This window comes from Serratia sp. JKS000199, from assembly GCF_900215455.1.
Lineage (GTDB): Bacteria > Pseudomonadota > Gammaproteobacteria > Enterobacterales > Enterobacteriaceae > Serratia > Serratia ureilytica.
In genome coordinates, this window is record NZ_LT907843.1 from 4,417,783 (window position 1) to 4,433,982 (window position 16,200).

Annotated in this window: 16 protein-coding genes; 10 read left to right on the forward strand and 6 right to left on the reverse strand. The window is 55.1% G+C overall.

Annotation, left to right across the window (positions count from 1 at the left end; all coding sequences use genetic code 11):
* Nucleotides 1–42: 42 nt before the first annotated feature.
* Complete coding sequence (gene yidA / locus CPH57_RS20940; protein WP_033645143.1) at nt 43–858, forward strand: sugar-phosphatase; 816 nt, start codon at nt 43–45, stop codon at nt 856–858.
* A 25-nt stretch (nt 859–883) separates the two neighbouring features.
* Here the strand turns inward: yidA and CPH57_RS20945 are convergent, their stop codons facing one another.
* Nucleotides 884–1,825 (reverse strand): ornithine cyclodeaminase family protein, encoded by a 942-nt coding sequence (locus CPH57_RS20945; RefSeq protein WP_033645142.1) that lies wholly within the window; start codon nt 1,823–1,825, stop codon nt 884–886.
* Nucleotides 1,812–2,780 carry a threonine/serine dehydratase gene (locus CPH57_RS20950; RefSeq protein WP_033645141.1) on the reverse strand — a complete coding sequence of 323 codons (969 nt, stop codon included), beginning with the start codon at nt 2,778–2,780 and terminating at the stop codon, nt 1,812–1,814. The genes CPH57_RS20945 and CPH57_RS20950 overlap by 14 nt, the downstream gene beginning before the upstream one ends.
* Before the next feature lie 462 nt (nt 2,781–3,242).
* On the opposite strand from CPH57_RS20950, the gene CPH57_RS20955 reads away from it, so the two are divergent.
* Nucleotides 3,243–4,523, forward strand: coding sequence for a DUF3748 domain-containing protein (locus CPH57_RS20955; protein ID WP_033645140.1), 1,281 nt, complete (start codon nt 3,243–3,245; stop codon nt 4,521–4,523).
* Between the two features lie 30 nt (nt 4,524–4,553).
* Here the strand turns inward: CPH57_RS20955 and CPH57_RS20960 are convergent, their stop codons facing one another.
* On the reverse strand, nt 4,554–4,901 hold the full coding sequence (locus CPH57_RS20960) for a YceK/YidQ family lipoprotein (protein ID WP_016929593.1): 348 nt from the start codon (nt 4,899–4,901) through the stop codon (nt 4,554–4,556).
* A 309-nt stretch (nt 4,902–5,210) separates the two neighbouring features.
* On the opposite strand from CPH57_RS20960, the gene ibpA reads away from it, so the two are divergent.
* The 3 genes from ibpA (at nt 5,211) to CPH57_RS20975 (ending at nt 7,985) form a co-directional block, all read left to right on the forward strand.
* Nucleotides 5,211–5,624 carry a small heat shock chaperone IbpA gene (ibpA, locus tag CPH57_RS20965; protein WP_004933919.1) on the forward strand — a complete coding sequence of 138 codons (414 nt, stop codon included), beginning with the start codon at nt 5,211–5,213 and terminating at the stop codon, nt 5,622–5,624.
* 106 nt (nt 5,625–5,730) lie between these two features.
* The gene (gene ibpB / locus CPH57_RS20970) at nt 5,731–6,159 is read left to right on the forward strand and encodes a small heat shock chaperone IbpB (protein ID WP_004933922.1); all 429 of its coding nucleotides are present in this window, start codon (nt 5,731–5,733) and stop codon (nt 6,157–6,159) included.
* Nucleotides 6,160–6,326: 167 nt separating this feature from the next.
* Nucleotides 6,327–7,985, forward strand: coding sequence for a putative transporter (locus CPH57_RS20975; RefSeq protein WP_033652317.1), 1,659 nt, complete (start codon nt 6,327–6,329; stop codon nt 7,983–7,985).
* Between the two features lie 10 nt (nt 7,986–7,995).
* Here CPH57_RS20975 and CPH57_RS20980 read toward each other — a convergent pair whose 3' ends face one another.
* The 3 genes from CPH57_RS20980 to CPH57_RS20990 all read right to left on the reverse strand — a co-directional run bounded on the left by CPH57_RS20980 (nt 7,996) and on the right by CPH57_RS20990 (nt 9,921).
* Nucleotides 7,996–8,376, reverse strand: a complete 381-nt coding sequence (locus CPH57_RS20980; protein WP_025304766.1) for a type II toxin-antitoxin system VapC family toxin — start codon at nt 8,374–8,376, stop codon at nt 7,996–7,998.
* Nucleotides 8,376–8,597, reverse strand: coding sequence for a ribbon-helix-helix domain-containing protein (locus CPH57_RS20985; RefSeq protein ID WP_025304767.1), 222 nt, complete (start codon nt 8,595–8,597; stop codon nt 8,376–8,378). Before CPH57_RS20985 ends, CPH57_RS20980 begins: the two co-directional genes overlap by 1 nt.
* Nucleotides 8,598–8,670: 73 nt before the next feature.
* A complete protein-coding gene (locus CPH57_RS20990; RefSeq protein ID WP_033645138.1) occupies nt 8,671–9,921 on the reverse strand; it encodes a valine--pyruvate transaminase in 1,251 nt (416 codons plus the stop codon).
* Between the two features lie 1,027 nt (nt 9,922–10,948).
* Here CPH57_RS20990 and CPH57_RS20995 point away from each other — a divergent pair.
* The 5 genes from CPH57_RS20995 to CPH57_RS21015 all read left to right on the forward strand — a co-directional run bounded on the left by CPH57_RS20995 (nt 10,949) and on the right by CPH57_RS21015 (nt 16,197).
* Entirely contained in the window at nt 10,949–11,728 is a 780-nt protein-coding gene (locus CPH57_RS20995) for a 2OG-Fe dioxygenase family protein (RefSeq protein ID WP_033645137.1), read from the forward strand.
* A gap of 79 nt (nt 11,729–11,807) precedes the next feature.
* A complete protein-coding gene (locus CPH57_RS21000; RefSeq protein WP_046687995.1) occupies nt 11,808–12,947 on the forward strand; it encodes a PLP-dependent aspartate aminotransferase family protein in 1,140 nt (379 codons plus the stop codon).
* Between the two features lie 5 nt (nt 12,948–12,952).
* Nucleotides 12,953–13,891, forward strand: coding sequence for a phosphotransferase (locus CPH57_RS21005; RefSeq protein ID WP_080273428.1), 939 nt, complete (start codon nt 12,953–12,955; stop codon nt 13,889–13,891).
* Nucleotides 13,892–13,994: 103 nt separating this feature from the next.
* Nucleotides 13,995–15,257: an ATP-grasp domain-containing protein gene (locus CPH57_RS21010; RefSeq protein ID WP_060660114.1), complete on the forward strand. Its 1,263-nt coding sequence runs from the start codon at nt 13,995–13,997 to the stop codon at nt 15,255–15,257.
* On the forward strand, nt 15,247–16,197 hold the full coding sequence (locus CPH57_RS21015; RefSeq protein WP_096242698.1) for a hypothetical protein: 951 nt from the start codon (nt 15,247–15,249) through the stop codon (nt 16,195–16,197). The genes CPH57_RS21010 and CPH57_RS21015 overlap by 11 nt, the downstream gene beginning before the upstream one ends.
* Nucleotides 16,198–16,200 lie beyond the last annotated feature (3 nt).

A 16,200-nucleotide genomic window follows, 5' to 3' on the forward strand; every position in this document is an offset into this window, starting at 1 on the left:
AAACGCGTTAGCATGAATAAAAACCACTGGGAGAAGCGTTGAATGGCTATTGAACTGATTGCGATCGACATGGACGGCACGTTGCTGGATCCGCAGCACCAAATCACGCCGGCGGTAAAGCAGGCTATCGCGGCGGCGCGGCGCAAAGGGGTACACGTGGTGCTGGCCACCGGGCGGCCTTATGTCGGCGTGCAGGATTATCTGCGCCAGTTGGACATTCAGGGCCCCGGCGATTTCTGTATCACCTATAACGGCGCGCTGGTGCTGCGTGCGGTCGACGGCGCCTGCATTCTGCAAGAAACGCTGGGCTTTGAGGATTATCTGCATTTCGAGCAGATGGCGCGCGAGTTCGGCGTTCACTTCCAGGCGTTTGATTTCGATACCCTGTATACCCCGAACAAGGACATCGGCAAGTACACCATACACGAGGCGGAAATGACCGGTATTCCGCTGAAATACCGCAGCGTGGAAGAGATGGATCGCCAGATGCGTTTCCCGAAAGTGATGATGATCGACGAGCCGGAGCTGCTGGACCGCGCCATCGCGCGCATCCCGGCGGAAACGCGCGCGCGTTACACCATCCTGAAAAGCGCGCCTTATTTCCTCGAGATCCTGCACAAAAACGTCGATAAAGGCGCCGGGGTGAGAATGCTGGCCGAGCATCTCGGCGTGGCGCGGGAGAACATCATGACGCTGGGGGATCAGGCCAATGATACGGCGATGATCGAATATGCCGGCGTCGGCGTGGCGATGGGCAATGCCATTCCCGAGCTGAAAGCGGTGGCGCAGTTTGTCACCAGCGCCAATACCGAAGACGGCGTGGCGCGCGCTATCGAGAAGTTCGTGCTCAACGCCTGATAACGCGGGGCGCTGCGGCGCCCCTTTATACTTTCGCCAACACCCCTTTGGCGATCTGCAGATCCTGAATCGCCAAGCCGGTGAGATCGGCGATGGTGATGTGCTGCGGCTCGCGTCGTACCCGCCCTCCCTGCGCCAAGACGGCGCCAATTTCGACGATCGGCGTTGAAATCAGCCTATTTTGCCGATAAGCCGTCGCGATCTCGCCATAGTCCGCACACTGCGTCAGCGCATCGACCAGCAGCGCGTCTGCGCGGGCCACCAGCTCGGTCGCCAGTTCCTGCTTGCCGGGCGTGTCGGCGCCCACGGCGGTGATGTGCGTACCGGGCCGAATATCCGCCGCCTGCAATATCGGTTCGCGGCTGGGCGTGGTGGTCACGATCAGCTGACAGTGCGCCGCCAGTTCCGCCGCATTCTGCGTAACCCGCACCCGAAAACCCTCGGCTTCGGTATCGCGCCGATACGCCGCCAGCGCCTGTTCGTCTCGCCCCCACACCCACACCTCGCGGCAATCGGTCACCGGTTTCAGGCATTGCAGCTGCAGCCGCGCCTGCAGGCCCGTGCCGACAATGCCGATCGCCTGAATATGCGGCGGCGCGCACAGCTCGGCGACGATGCGGCCGGCCAGGGCGGTGCGCAGCGCGGTCAGCCAACCTTCATCTTGCAGCAGCGCCTGCGGCTCGCCGGTTTGGGCGGAGAACGCCATCATCAGCCCCTGATTGCTCGGCAGGCCGTGTTCGGCATTGCGATAGAAACCGGTAGAAATCTTGACCACGAACAGTTCGTCGCCTTCCAACCAGGCGGACTTGATGCAGCAGTCGCCGTCGGCCCGCTCGAACAGGAAATGCTGCACCGGCGGCTGTTGCACCCGCTGTTGCGAGTAGGCGATAAAACCCTGCTTCAGCAGCGGCGTTATGGTCTCGGCATCGAACGCGGCGAGGATTTGCTGCCGATTAAGGATGTGCATCGGCGATGGCCTTGAGGTATTTCTCCAGCACGATGTTCTTGCCGCACAGCACCACCGCCACCTTTTTACCCTGGTATTCCGGCGCCAGTTTGATCGCCGCCGCCAGCGCCACGCCGGCCGCGCCTTCGATAATCCAGCGATCGCTGGCGGCTATCCGGCGCATCGCGTGTTTAATCTCCGCCTCGCTGACCAGCACTTTGCGGTCGATCAGCTGTTGGCACAGCGGAAAGGTCACGGCGCCCGGCTCGACGCCGCCGGCGGTGCCGTCGGACAGGGTTTCTTGCTCTTCCACCGGGAAGATATGGCCCGCTTCCAGCGCGCTGTACAGGCTGGTGGCGTTTTCCGGCCAGCAGGCGATAAGCTGCGTGTTCGGCGACAGTTGCCGCAGAACGGTGCCGATGCCGGCGATATAACCCCCGCCGCCGACCGCCACGAACACGGCGTCCAGATCGGTGAGCTGTTCAACCAGCTCCATGCCGCAGGTGCCCTGGCCGGCGATCACCTGCTCGTCGTTATACGGCGAGATATAGGTTTTCCCCTGTTCGCGTGCGGCCTGTTCCCCCGCCAGTTCGGCGTTCAGCGCATCGCCCGGCACCAATTCCACGGTGCCGCCCAACGCGCGAATGGTGTCGAGCTTGATGCTCGCCGCCGTCTCCGGCGCATAAACCGTGACGCCAACGCCCATCAGTTGCCCCGCCAAAGCGACGGCCTGACCGTGGTTGCCGGTAGAGGCGGCGATCACGCCGCGCCGGCGTTGCGCGTTATCCAGCAGCCGCAGCTTGTTGCTGGCGCCGCGAAATTTAAAGGAACCGGTGTGCTGCAGGTGATCGCATTTCAAATACAGCTCGCAACCCAATTGCTGAGAAAGCAGCACGCTGCGCTCCAATGGCGTGACTCGCACCTGAGGGCGCAGTTGCTGATGGGCAGAAACAATGGCATCGAAAAGGGGGTTCATACCGGCTCCGGATTTTTTAGACTTAAAATCCAGTTTGTACTTTTTTGTATGGATTGTAAACCCCGTCGGGCAACCCGGCCAGAAAGCGGAAATGGCGGGGGTACGGCATCGCGTATGCGGTGAAAATAAACATTACTGGGCGTTTAGCGGCACAATTTTTTATTTATTTGCGTTAAGTAAGGTGCCGATGTGGGCGTATTTAATGAGGAGAAGGATAATCAATAAAATAATGCTCGCTTCCTTTACTTATACCGTTTGGGCGTCGTTGAGTTTCCCCATCAGGAATGGGGCCGGCTAGCCGGGCGTTTATTTCCTGCCGGCGTCGTCGATAGGCTTAACGGATAAGTCTCATGGAAATTTCGACGCGGGAAAGCCCCCGGCTCGTCCTCGCCGGCCATATGAAACGCGGCTGCCGATCCGGTAAGATGGCCGTTCAGTGCCAGCATGCGCAGGAGAGCCGCCATGAGCCATCGGGAAAAACAACTGACTTTCGACCCACGCGGGCATCAGTTAACCAATATCAACGTCTGGACGCCGGACAGCCAATGGCTGGCTTATGACGTGCGCCCGCGCGGCGCCTCTTTCACCGGCCTGAGCATCGAGCGGGTTAACGTCGCCAGCGGCGCGGTGGAAGTGGTTTATCGCGCCCAGCACGGCGCACACGTCGGCGTGGTCACGGTCAGCCCCGATGCGCCGGCGCGTTACGTCTTCATCCACGGCCCGGAACACCCGGACAGCGCCTGGCAGTATGATTTTCATCACCGCCGCGGGGTGATCGTCAGCGAACCGGATCGCGAGTTGGCCATTACCCTCGACGCGCTGGATATCACGGCGCCCTACACGCCCGGCGCGCTGCGCGGCGGCAGCCATGTGCACGTTTTCAGCCCGGACGGCAGCCGCCTCAGCTTTACCTACAACGATCACGTGATGCATGAATGCGATCCGGCGCGCGATCTGCGCAACGTCGGCGTGGCCGTGCCGCTGCACGGGGTCAATCCGCCGAAACAGCATCCCCGTGAATATGACGGCAGCCACTATTGCGTGCTGGTTAGCGAGACCGTGCCGCAGCCGCAGCCGGGCAGCGATCAGATCAATCGCGCCTACGAAGAAGGCTGGATTGGCCGCGAAGGCTACCGTAAGGCCGACGGCAGTCGGCAACGTTGGGCGCTGGCGTTCATCGGCGATACGCTGTCCGCCGCCGGCGAGAAACTGCCGGAGGTGTTTATCGTCGATCTGCCGGAGAACGACGCCGACTACGCCAGGGCCGGCACGGTGCCGCTGCAGGGGACGGAAAGCGAGCTGCCGGCGCCGCCGCTTGGCGTCAGGCAGCGGCGGGTGACCTTTACCGGTGAACGCCGTTTTCCGGGCGTGGTCGGTGCGCCGCGCCATTGGCTGCGCAGCTCGCCGGACGGCAGCCAGATAGCTTTTCTGATGAAGGATGACGGCGGCGTGGTGCAACTGTGGACGGTGTCGCCGAACGGCGGTGAGCCGCGCCAGGTCAGCCGCGGCGAGCATGACATCCAGTCGGCGTTCAGCTGGCACCCGCAGGGCGGGACGATAGCCCTGGTGTGTGACAACAGCGTGATGCTGTGTGAGGTCGCCAGCGGCCGCCTGCAGCGTTTAACGCAGCGCAGCGTGCAGCCGCCGTCGGGGGATGCCGTGGTGTTTTCGCCGGATGGCAAGAAAGTGGCATTTATGCGCGAGATTGCCGGATTCAACCAGATCTTTGTGGTTGAGGCGTAAGGCGGGCCTGATGGCCCGCTGCGTGCGAGATTAGTGTGTGGCGGTGCTGTCGTTGCCCTCGCCGGGGTTGCCGGTTGCCGCCAGATTCTGCTGCTCGCTGCGCAGGATGCGCGCTTTTGGCGAGTCTGCGGTGGCGTCATTGCCTGAACGCAGATAGTCGTAAGGCAGCAGCACGGTATCCATCACTGCGGAGAACGGCAGATCCAGCGCCACCAGCGGCATCATCGCCCAGCTGGTGTTGTCGTCCTTCAGCATGTCCACGCTGGCGCGGGTGCCGGGATAGTAACCCTGATTCGGGCCGGTATGGCTCATCACGCTGGAGCAACCGCTGGTCGCCAACAACATGCAGCCCGTCGCTATCGCTTTCATCGTCGTCATTAATCCATCCTGCAGGGTTGCTGTGCCCCTAAATTAAGCTGATTTATAACATCCTGTTGCTGCTTTAAAAGAAGCAAAATCCCGCTCTGTGGCGGCTCTCTCACTTTAGTGTAAGTGGTAAAAAAACTTTCACCTAACCGAAAAGCGCTTTTTTTGATCCTCGCCCGTTGAATTGATGAAATCAACCCCCATTTTATCATCAGAGCCGGATTGAGAATTTGCCGTAAGGGAATTCTGGCTTAATTAGCCTGTCCAGAATGGAAGGCGTATTTATTTCAACCTCGCTGAAGTGCCTTAGGAGGCTGTTTTATGCGTAATTTCGATCTTTCTCCGCTATACCGTTCCGCCATTGGTTTCGATCGCCTGTTCAACGCGCTGGAGGCCGGCCAGAGCCAGGGCAACGGCGGTTATCCCCCTTATAATGTCGAGCTGGTGGACGAAAATCATTATCGCATCGCCATTGCGGTAGCCGGGTTTGCCGAGCAGGAGCTGGAGATCACCACGCAAGATAATCTGCTGATCGTGCGCGGTGCGCACAATAACGAACCGGCAGAAAAAACCTATTTATATCAGGGCATCGCTGAGCGTAATTTCGAGCGTAAATTCCAGCTGGCCGAACATATTCAAATTAAAGGCGCCAAACTGGAGAACGGTCTGCTGTATATCGATATGCAGCGCATCGTGCCGGAAACATTAAAACCGCGCCGTATCGAAATTAAATAATTCCGTTTTCGCCGGCAGGAACGCTGTCGGCAAATATGCAGTAATAATCCGCCTGCCGTCAGGGGGCTGAATAAACACATCTCGCTTAATGAAAGGAGTTGTTCCTATGCGTAATTACGATCTATCCCCGCTTCTGCGTCAATGGATTGGTTTTGATAAACTGGCCAGTTCCATGGGGGGCCAGGAACCCCAGGGGTTCCCGCCGTATAATATCGAGAAAAGCGATGACAATCACTACCGCATTTCTCTGGCGCTGGCCGGTTTCCGGCAGAGCGAACTGAATATCGAAGTGGAAGGGCCGCGGCTGACCGTCAGCGGTAAACCCACGCCGCCGGAAAAACAGGTCGAGTACCTGCATCAGGGGCTGGTGTGCAAAGAGTTCCAGCTGACCTTCACTCTGGCGGAACACCTGCAGGTGTCCGAGGCCAAATTTGAAAATGGCCTGTTGCACATCGATCTGGTGCGTCAGGTTCCGGAAGCCTTGCAGCCTCAGCGCATCGCCATCGGCGCGACGCCGGAGCTGGAAGCCAAATAACCGACTGAAAAACGGTCATCATCATGCGGGGGAGATCCAGACGGATCTCCCCCGTTGCGTTATGTGGCGCACGCCACAGTCCCCCCGTCTGCCCGATGCCATAATCCTTGTTAATTGTGTGTCTATGTCCGCAAACCCCATGTTCAACTTTGGCAAGGATGTGACCTATGAGCGATATCGCCCTGACCGTCAGCATGTTGGCGTTGGCGGCCGTCATTGGGCTGTGGATGGGGAACTGGAAGCTGTACGGTGTCGGGCTGGGGATTGGCGGCGTGCTGTTCGGCGGCATCCTGGTCGGCCACTTCGCCCAGAGCGGGCAAATCAGCCTGAACGGGGACATGCTGCACTTCATCCAGGAGTTTGGCCTGATCCTGTTCGTTTACACCATCGGCATTCAGGTTGGCCCCGGCTTCTTCTCTTCGCTGCGCGTCTCCGGTCTGCGGCTCAACGCCTTCGCGGTGCTGCTGGTGCTGACCGGCGGCGCAGTGGCGGCGGCGGTGCACAAGCTGTTCGACGTGCCGCTGCCGATCATCCTCGGCGTGTTCTCCGGCGCGGTCACCAACACGCCGGCGCTGGGCGCCGGTCAGCAAATCCTGACCGATCTCGGTTCCGATCCGGCGTTGGTGGACGGCATGGGCATGGGTTACGCCATGGCCTATCCGTTCGGCATTTGCGGCATCCTGCTGGTGATGTGGCTGATCCGATTGGTTTTCCGCATCAACATCGAGCGCGAGGCGCAGGCGTTTGAAAGCAGCCTGGGTAATCAGCGCGAGCTGTTGCACGCCATGAACGTGGCGGTGCGTAACCCCAATCTGCAGGGCATGGCGATCAAAAGCGTGCCGCTGCTCAACGGTGAAGCGATCGTCTGTTCGCGCCTCAAACGCGGCGAGCTGTTGATGGTGCCGGCGCCGCATGAGCGGCTGGAGCTCGGCGACTATCTGCACCTGGTGGGCAAACGCGAAGATCTGGAGAACGCCCGGCTGGTGATCGGCGAAGAGGTTGACGCTTCGCTGTCCACGCGCGGCACTGCGCTGCAGGTAGTGAGGGCGGCGGTGACCAACGAGCAGGTGCTGGGGAAAAAAATCCGCGATCTGAACCTGAAGCAGAAATATGACGTGGTGATTTCACGCCTCAACCGCGCCGGCGTGGAGCTGGTGGCCGGCAGCAACGTGACGCTGCAGTTTGGCGATATTCTCAACCTGGTCGGCCGGCCGGAGGCCATCGACGCGGTGACGGCAATCGTCGGCAACGCCCAACAAAAGCTGCAGCAGGTGCAGATGCTGCCGGTCTTTATCGGCATCGGCCTCGGGGTGCTGCTGGGCTCCATTCCGCTGTTTGTGCCCGGCTTCCCGGCGGCATTGCGGCTGGGGCTGGCCGGCGGGCCGTTGGTGGCGGCGCTGATCCTGGGGCGCATCGGCAGTATCGGCAAGCTGTACTGGTTTATGCCGCCGAGCGCCAACCTGGCGCTGCGCGAACTGGGCATCGTGCTGTTTCTGGCGGTGGTCGGTTTGAAATCGGGCGGCAATTTTATCGATACGTTGCTGCATGGCGAGGGGCTGACATGGATTGGTTATGGCGCGTTGATCACCGCCATTCCGCTGCTGAGCGTCGGCATTCTGGCGCGCACGGTGGGCAAGATGAACTATCTGACGCTGTCCGGCATGTTGGCGGGGTCGATGACCGATCCGCCGGCGCTGGCGTTCGCCAACGGCCTGCATCCCACCAGCGGCGCCGCCGCGCTGTCTTACGCCACCGTATATCCGCTGGCGATGTTCCTGCGCATCATGTCGCCGCAGCTGCTGGCGGTGCTGTTCTGGACGTTGTAGTGCGGATCGTCTACAGCCGATAAGGCATCAACACGCCATTGTCAGTGCCGAAATCTTTGGGGTTGCGGGAGATGAGCATCCGGAATCCCACCTGCGCGGTGGCCCAGATAATGGCGTCTGGCAGTTTCACATGCTGTGAGTGGCGCAGTTCTACGGCGCGTTCGGCGACTTCATCGGTAATAGGCAGCAGCAGAAATTGCCCTAAAAACTGACGTGTTTTCAGCTCCAGTGCCGGACCCTGTTTTTTAGCACCTACCATCACTTCCATCCAGGTGATGGCGCTGATGGCCGGATTGATGTGATACTCGACCAGAACGTCCCTGGCTTGAGGAATGCCGTTGAGATAATCGATCAGGATATTGGTGTCGAATAACGCCCGTTGAGCCACCATTATTCCCACTCCTCGCGCTGACGATTTTCGTACTCCACGCCATCTCCCATCGCCCCGGACCAGAGCCCGAAAGCGTTGCTGGGATCTTCCACGTGGTTCTCCGTCAGATAGCGGGAGACTGCTTGACGAATGATTTCGGCCCGGGGAACGTGGCGGATATTTTTCAGATTATCGAGCTGCCGCAGGTCTTCTTCAGGTAAATCGATCACGATGCGAGTCATCGTTGGCCCTCCAAAAAAGATATACGATATATGCATCGTATATCTTTATCGGTCGATTTTCAATCAGTCGGCGTTAGCCTTCCTGATGTGCGCGTTCGATCTCTTCCGCCAGAATAGCCACGCCGCGCTCGATTTTCTCCGGATCGGGCACGTAGTTCATGCGCATGCACTGGTGGGTATGTGGCCATTCATGCTCCAGTCCCGGGAAGAAGTAGTGGCCGGGCACCATCAGCACGCCGCGCTTTTTCAGGCGCTGATACAGCACTTCGGTGGTGATCGGCAGATCCTTGAACCACAGCCAGAGGAAGATAGCCCCTTCCGGTTTGTGGATCAGGCAGCGTTCCGGCGACAGGTAGCGGCGAATGATCTCGATGGTGTGCTCGACGCGCTGTTTGTAGAACGGGCGAATCACCTCGTTCGACAGGCGCAGCAGATCGCCGCGCGCGATCATTTCCGTCGCCATCGCCGGCCCCATGCTGCCTGGAGACAGGCTGATGATGCCGTTCATGTTGGTCAACGCGGTGATCACCTTCTCGTCGGCGATCACGATGCCGCAGCGCGAGCCGGGCAGGCCGAGCTTGGACAGGCTCATGCACAGGATGGTGTTCGGGTTCCACAGCGGCGTGGCGTCGCTGAAGATGATGCCGGGGAACGGCACGCCGTAGGCGTTGTCGATGACCAGCGGAATATCGCGCTGTTGCGCCAGCAGATCGAGCTTCATCAGCTCTTCGTCGGTGATCACGTTGCCGGTCGGGTTGGTCGGCCGTGAAACGCAGATCATGCCGATGTCATCGCCGATGGTGAGATGTTCGAAATCGACGTGATACTTGAACTGGCCGTCCGGCAGCAGCTCGATGTTCGGTTTGGCGGAGACGAACAGCCCTTCATCCAGCCCGGCATCGGCATAGCCGATATATTCCGGCGCCAGTGGGAACAACACGCGGCGGCGCGAGCCGTCGGCGTAGCGGCCGGCGAACAGGTTGAACAAGTAGAAAAATGCGCTTTGGCTGCCATTAGTCAGAGCAATATTCTGTGGCGAGATCTCCCAGCCGAGCTCGTCGCGCAGCAGATTGGCCAGCGCTTTCAGCAGCGCGTCCTTGCCTTGCGGGCCGTCGTAGTTGCACAGCGCTTCGGTCAGTTTGCCCTGGTCGAGCATCTCCTGGCACAGCTGTTTGAAATAGGCTTCCATCTCTGGGATCTGTGCGGGGTTGCCGCCGCCGAGCATGATGGCGCCGGGGGTGCGCAGGCCTTCGTTCAGGTCGTCCATCAAACGGGTAATGCCCGCATAACGGGTAAATTTTTCGCCGAAAAGTGAGAAAGTCATAGGTGCAGCAGTACTGTTTTTTAGCAGGTAATCACCCACCATACCGCCAGATAAACCCCGCTGCAATGCGGCTGACAAATCGACCGGTGGGCACAAGTTTTGCCCTGCGTTCGATTAGCAGCATATTACGCTGGATTATTGTGACCGTTCGCCGGCCCACGCCATTATCGCCTCAACCTTTCAGCCACGCGATTCAGCCACGCGATCTTAGGGTTGGCACAGGTTTTGCGGTCCCGACCCAGATCACACTTTTTCGCTGCATTTCATTAACACTATGGCAATTTATAACCATATCGAGTAACTTCCGCATCCGTTAAATTTAACTTAACAATAAAGATTATCTAAACTAATGCTCGGAAAGGGATGAGTAGTGCGGTAGCGTGGATGAAGCCATGCCAAAAGCACGGCTTTCAAGGCGATTTTACTTGCCTGACCATGGGTTGATTGCCAGTTTCGTCCCTGTCTATCTACAGAGTAATCGGTTTGATGAGCGGTGTCTCCTGCTGGCCGGCATGGGGCATGTACGTTGCCGTTGCTGAAAATTGGCTATTTTGTATAAAAAACACTAATCATACTACCCGCGAGGGAGCCGCAAATAGCATTTAGCGGCGTAACGCCAGGGTAGGGCGCTCTGTGTCCGGCAGATGCGCATCGCCAGGCATCGCAGCCCATTAGGCGGGTAGGGTTGGAGGATAAAGGTTTCGCGCCGATTCACCTGGCGTCATTTGAAAACCCGTATGCAGCGTAGACTTTCGCTCACCGCGCACAAGTGAGATGAGGTCAGGTAGCAATGAAAAACAGCGCAAGTCTGGTTTCGATAAATAAGTGGAAAAGAAATCTATAAAAGTCTCTTTCGCACTTTTTAGCGTGCAGGAAGTTTAAAGAATAAATAATCAAGCTCTTTTATTTGTGAGATGAATTACTTCACTTGAAAAACAGGGAAGCATTTGCTGTTCAATGTTCATGAGCATTGCGGTGAACATCAATATGTCGTTATTCCAATCAGAGTAAAAAGGAAGATTGCACGATGATTCGTGGTAACATTAAAGAGTTTGAGAACACACTTGAGTGCCGTGTGAGCGCATACCCCATGATGACAGATGTAGGGTATTGCAAATTGGCTTCGGATGACTTTAACCTTACCGATGCGCAAAAATCAGACTTAAGTATTATTCAGCGGCATTTCGATACGCTTGCTCTGGATCCCTACGGTGAAAATGCGGGGCGCTATCGGCAGCACAGTAAATATGTGCTTTTACCTTGCTTTAATCTCTTGATTCCTCAATCTTCCGAACACGCCTACAGTTACAAACAAGATGTCGGATTTAATGATGAAGTCGTTGAGGAGGCAAGGAAGTTTCAGCCTGTTCCAAACGAAATTTTGTCAAATAATCTGATCACGTCGCTTGTCCTGCATGATTTTAAAAACTCCCCGTTACATGAGTATGCTTCCACGATTCCCATGGAGGTCGGCATTCACTTCATCAGAATGAAAGCGACGGTTGATGCGCCGGGGATTTCCGTACCGAATCGACTTCATAAGGATGGCGAGCCTTGCACCTGGATACATTTGATCAATCGTGATGGTGTTTCTGGCGGTGAGAACATCATTACAGATAACACCAAGACGAACATCCTGTGTAATGAGGCGATGCTCAAACCGCTGGACTCCATCGGCATCGTTGATGATCTAGTCTGGCACCAGGTGAAACCGGTTCATGTGGATGGGCACGGTAAGGTGGGCTTCCGCGATGTCATATTAATCGATTTCACCCCGATGTTCGCGGTGCCAAATAACCCATCGTAATAAAGACTCACATGAACGGGGGGATCCTTTATTCAAGGCATGCCCCCCACTTCCTGATACTCGAAAATAGGCAGTAACCGTGTTAGCAAAAGAAACTCTTGCCGTTCACAGCGGAACCATTATCGACGAAATGCATGGTGGCATTCTTTCTCCGCTATTCTCCGCGAGTTCTCACAAGCATCTTGATATGACAGAAGATGTCTATCCAAGACATGGTAACTTACCCAATCAACGCGCCGTTGCCGAGAAGATGTGCGCATTGGAAAGCGGTGGTGAGGCCGCTCTGGTATTCAGTTCCGGTATGGCGGCTTTCGCGACGGCGATGCTTTCGCATTTAAAAGCCGGTGACCATATTGTTTTACAAAACGGCGTGTATTCAGGTGCGCTCAAGTTTGTACAGAATCATTTTGCAAAATTAGGCATCACATACAGCGTTTCGGAGAGTTGTGAAGTAGAGAGCATCATCGCATTAGTCAATTCGAATACGCGAATGATATATATCGAAACACCGACAAATCCATTGCTTAAAATCCTGAACATTGAGCTATTGACTCGATTCGCCAAGAGTCGGGGGGTGTTCACCATTATTGATAACACCGTGGCGACGCCTATCAACCAAAACCCTCTGGAATATGGCGTCGATTTGGTATTGCACAGCGCCACCAAGTTTTTGGGCGGCCACGGCGATGTGTCAGGCGGCGTGGCTGTCGGCAGTGAAGAGTCCATTGCTGCAATGGCCGAATATATGAATGACTTTGGCGGGTGTCTGAACGCGCAGTCATGTCATCTGCTTGAGCGAAGCTTGCGCACGTTGGCCATTCGAATGAATGCCATTAACCGCAACGCGATGGAACTGGCCAGCCGTTTAAATGAGCACCCTAATGTGACGAACGTGTTCTATCCGGGGTTGCCGAGTCATCATAATCATAGCGTAGCCCGCGAACAAATGAGGGGGTTCGGCGGCATGGTCAGCTTTGAAATCGCCCCGCGGTTTGACGCGACAAGTTTTCAGAAGAAGTTAAATCTCATCGTCCCTTCCAACAGTTTGGGGGATTTGGAGACCACGCTGAACTCGCCTTATCAGGCCTCATCGTCGTTCAGAAGTCTTAGCGAGCAGGAGCAGAAAAAATCAGGGATTACGAGGCAATTAATACGAATGTCAGTCGGCATCGAAGACGTTAATGACTTGTATGAAGATTTGCATCAAGCGCTCAAGTGAATGATATGGAATTAGAAATGCAAACAGGCTCAACGTTGAATAGTGATGAAGTTCACCGCATAGAATCTCTTTATGGGCTGACGGTAAAAAGCAGCGCCTTCTTGGGGATGGGATCTGGCAATACCAATTACTGCCTCGAAACGGATATCGGCCGCTGTGTTTTCAGCATTATTGAAGAGCAAAGCCGTGATGATGTTGAGATCATGGCGAAGACGCTGGTATGGCTGGAAGCACATGATTATGAGACCTCCTTGCTGGTCAAACCCAAAGGGCAAGAAAGCTATTCAATTATATTAAGGGGCAAGCACTCTCTATTAAGAACCTATATGGATGGCGCCGTCCGCCGGGATTTCAACGAACATATGCTCAGGCAGCTCGGCGTTGCCATGGCGAAACTGCATACGATCCCCGTCCCTAATTTCTTAACAGACTCAGTCTTCTATGAGCAGAAAAAGTTCATGGATGCCCTCGATGCCAATATCGATCAGGATTATGAGCGCTGGGCCAAAGACAGACTCAGGCATCTTGCCGTAGAACGCATCAGCGGCTTGCCTACCTCTGTCATCCACTCCGATCTTTTCTACGACAATATGCTGTTTGAAGGCGAGCAGTTCGTCGGCATGATAGATTTTGAGTTGACCTGTATTTATCACTCCGTTTTCGATATCGCCATGGCGATTGTCGGCACCTGCGGCATCAATGGGACGCTGTCGCCGGAAAAAGCGAAGCATATCATCGCGGGTTATAATTCTATAAGAATGCTTGAAGCGCGCGAAATTAAGGTGTTGAAAACCTATACGGAATACGCCGCCATCCTGACATCTCTTTGGCGTTATTGGCGGTATAGAATCTATCAGCCGGGTGGTGATAAATCTGATAAATATCGCGAAATGACAAGCCTGGCTAAAAGTATTGAACGCACCGACTTCTCACAAATTTGCTGACACGTTCCCTTCATAAAGTAAAAGGGCGTCGAGCGTAAATTCGACGCCAAGACAATCGAACGTTAATATTCGGCCCTGATTATAGTACGGAGTAACCCGCTGCATGGACATCAAAGACACGAAAAAAATCGTCATCCTCGTTGACGCCTACTCATCCGGAAATGATGTGGCACCGGAATTCAATAAAAAAGGATACGGGTGCGCGCACATTCAAAGTCGAGAAGATATCCCGGCGAAGCTGCTGAATAGCTACAGAGGGGATGATTTCTTTATCAGTTTGCAATACACGGGGGATGAGATCCTCAATCAATTGCAAGAGTATGATGTTATCGCGGTGATTGCAGGCTGTGAAACAGGCATTGAACTCGCAGATCATCTGGCTGAGCTTCTGGACCTGCCCGGTAACGATACCGGCACGAGCCGTTCTCGCAGGAATAAATACCTGATGCAGGAGTGCCTGAAAAATAGCGCGATCAATCATATCCCCACGCACCGGTTAACTACCCTTAAAGACGCCACGCAATATGCGACCGAGCTGTTTAAAAAATACCGGAAGCTGGTGCTAAAACCCGTTGACAGCGCAGGCACGGACTCCGTTTTTGTTTGCAAAACGGTTGAAGAAGTTGAAGCTCATTCGGGTGATTTGTTCAAAAAAAGCAATCAGCTCAATTTAAAAAATGAAGTCATTATTCTGCAGCCTTTTATTGAGGGGGAAGAGTACGTCGTCGATACTGTCAGTTATCAAGGCCGTCACAAGATCTGTGCGATATGGAAGATGGGCAAGGGCAGTTACAACGGGGCCGATTCCATCTGTGAGTTCACCGAACTGACCTCCTTCGATGCGCAGAATCACGCTCAGCTCAAAGATTACATCTTTAGCTGTCTGGATGCTTTAGGGATCACGTTTGGCGCAGCGCACTCGGAACTGTTTTTAACCAAAGACGGTTGGACGCTAATTGAAACCGGGGCCAGACCGCACGGCGCGGGTTTTCCGGCGTTGTCATCCCTGGCGTTGAAGCGCACGCAGATTGACGAACTGGTACTGAGCGTGTGTTCAACCGAGGCATTCCTGGAAGCGGTCGCAGAGGAATATAAACCGTTAAACTATTTAAAAATTAAAGAGCTGATATCTTTTAGCGCTGGCACTATCAAGGCTGTTAAGCATGTCGATACCATCGCCGGTTTGCCATCCTACAAGAAATCAAATCTGCCGGATGTTGATCAGGAAATAAAACTCACGACGGACGTTTACAGCTCTCCGGGCTGGATTGCGTTAAGCCACCGTTGCGCCGATCAGCTCAATGCCGACTATCAATATATCGTTGGCCTTGAAAGTAAGGGCATGTTTGAAGTCTATGAACAGTAAAATCAAGGCGTCCGGCCCAACGTACATTCTTGGATATTGCATCCTGGGTGCGGCCATAGATGTTTTTCTCTCAGGTTTGTTGCAGAGCATCGATCTGTTCGTATTATTGTTTTGGACTTTCACCTTGACCTGGCTCGGTTTCTTTGTGATCTCCGTGCTGTTTTTCCCCGTCAAGCTGCGAGCTTGCCTCAACGCCTGGAAGTTAATTCTATTATTGAATATCTCTACGCTGGGAGCTTGGGTTGGGCTTTTCGTTGGGTTGAAATGGACGGAGCCCTCCATTCTGGTGGCCATGCTTTTTGGACTGAGCCCGATCATTTCTGTTTTCATTGAGATTTATAACCGAAATTCGGTGGGTGTAAAAAACATCGTTATAGCCGTGATGCTGGCTTTTATTGTCGCCGTGCTGATGATATTGGCCGTGAAAGGGCAGCGTTTTAACCCCTTCGATTCAAACACCCTATTTGTTCTGGCGCTTGGCTTAGTGTGTCTCGTCACCTCAACCTGTATGGCTGTCGGCACCTATATTGCAAAATCATTGTCCAAACAAGCGTTTAACGCCGTCAATATTCAGTCGTTCAGATTTCCCTTGCTCATTGGCGTTTGCGCGCTGATGTTGCCGAGCGAAGGCGTATTGGCAACGACGCAATCCAGCTTCTGGATGTACCTGCCGATCATCGTCATATTAGGGAATATATTGCCGCTATGGATGCTGCAAAAGGGTATTGAACTCACCAGCGCCTTGACCACCAACATTATTGTGAATGTTTCACCCTGCATTACGCTGTTGCTGGAGGCTTTTGACCCGTCGATAGCCTACAGCCATATGAAACTGGCGGTGTTGGTGATGCTGCTGCTGGTCATGCTGATCGCCAATGACGACGTGGGCAAATTTGTCGTCAGCAAGATAAGGGGGAAGCCCGTGAGTTTGACGGAGTGAAAA

Bases quoted from the DNA above. Each gene is read 5' to 3' on its own strand.
- CPH57_RS20985 (WP_025304767.1), bottom strand. From the start codon at position 8,597: ATGACTCGCATCGTGATCGATTTACCTGAAGAAGACCTGCGGCAGCTC.
- CPH57_RS21010 (WP_060660114.1), top strand. From the start codon at position 13,995: ATGGACATCAAAGACACGAAAAAAATCGTCATCCTCGTTGACGCCTAC.
- ibpA (WP_004933919.1), top strand. From the start codon at position 5,211: ATGCGTAATTTCGATCTTTCTCCGCTATACCGTTCCGCCATTGGTTTC.
- ibpB (WP_004933922.1), top strand. From the start codon at position 5,731: ATGCGTAATTACGATCTATCCCCGCTTCTGCGTCAATGGATTGGTTTT.
- CPH57_RS21015 (WP_096242698.1), top strand. From the start codon at position 15,247: ATGAACAGTAAAATCAAGGCGTCCGGCCCAACGTACATTCTTGGATAT.
- CPH57_RS20945 (WP_033645142.1), bottom strand. From the start codon at position 1,825: ATGCACATCCTTAATCGGCAGCAAATCCTCGCCGCGTTCGATGCCGAG.
- CPH57_RS20990 (WP_033645138.1), bottom strand. From the start codon at position 9,921: ATGACTTTCTCACTTTTCGGCGAAAAATTTACCCGTTATGCGGGCATT.
- CPH57_RS21005 (WP_080273428.1), top strand. From the start codon at position 12,953: ATGGAATTAGAAATGCAAACAGGCTCAACGTTGAATAGTGATGAAGTT.
- yidA (WP_033645143.1), top strand. From the start codon at position 43: ATGGCTATTGAACTGATTGCGATCGACATGGACGGCACGTTGCTGGAT.
- CPH57_RS20950 (WP_033645141.1), bottom strand. From the start codon at position 2,780: ATGAACCCCCTTTTCGATGCCATTGTTTCTGCCCATCAGCAACTGCGC.
- CPH57_RS20980 (WP_025304766.1), bottom strand. From the start codon at position 8,376: ATGGTGGCTCAACGGGCGTTATTCGACACCAATATCCTGATCGATTAT.
- CPH57_RS20975 (WP_033652317.1), top strand. From the start codon at position 6,327: ATGAGCGATATCGCCCTGACCGTCAGCATGTTGGCGTTGGCGGCCGTC.
- CPH57_RS20995 (WP_033645137.1), top strand. From the start codon at position 10,949: ATGATTCGTGGTAACATTAAAGAGTTTGAGAACACACTTGAGTGCCGT.
- CPH57_RS20960 (WP_016929593.1), bottom strand. From the start codon at position 4,901: ATGACGACGATGAAAGCGATAGCGACGGGCTGCATGTTGTTGGCGACC.
- CPH57_RS20955 (WP_033645140.1), top strand. From the start codon at position 3,243: ATGAGCCATCGGGAAAAACAACTGACTTTCGACCCACGCGGGCATCAG.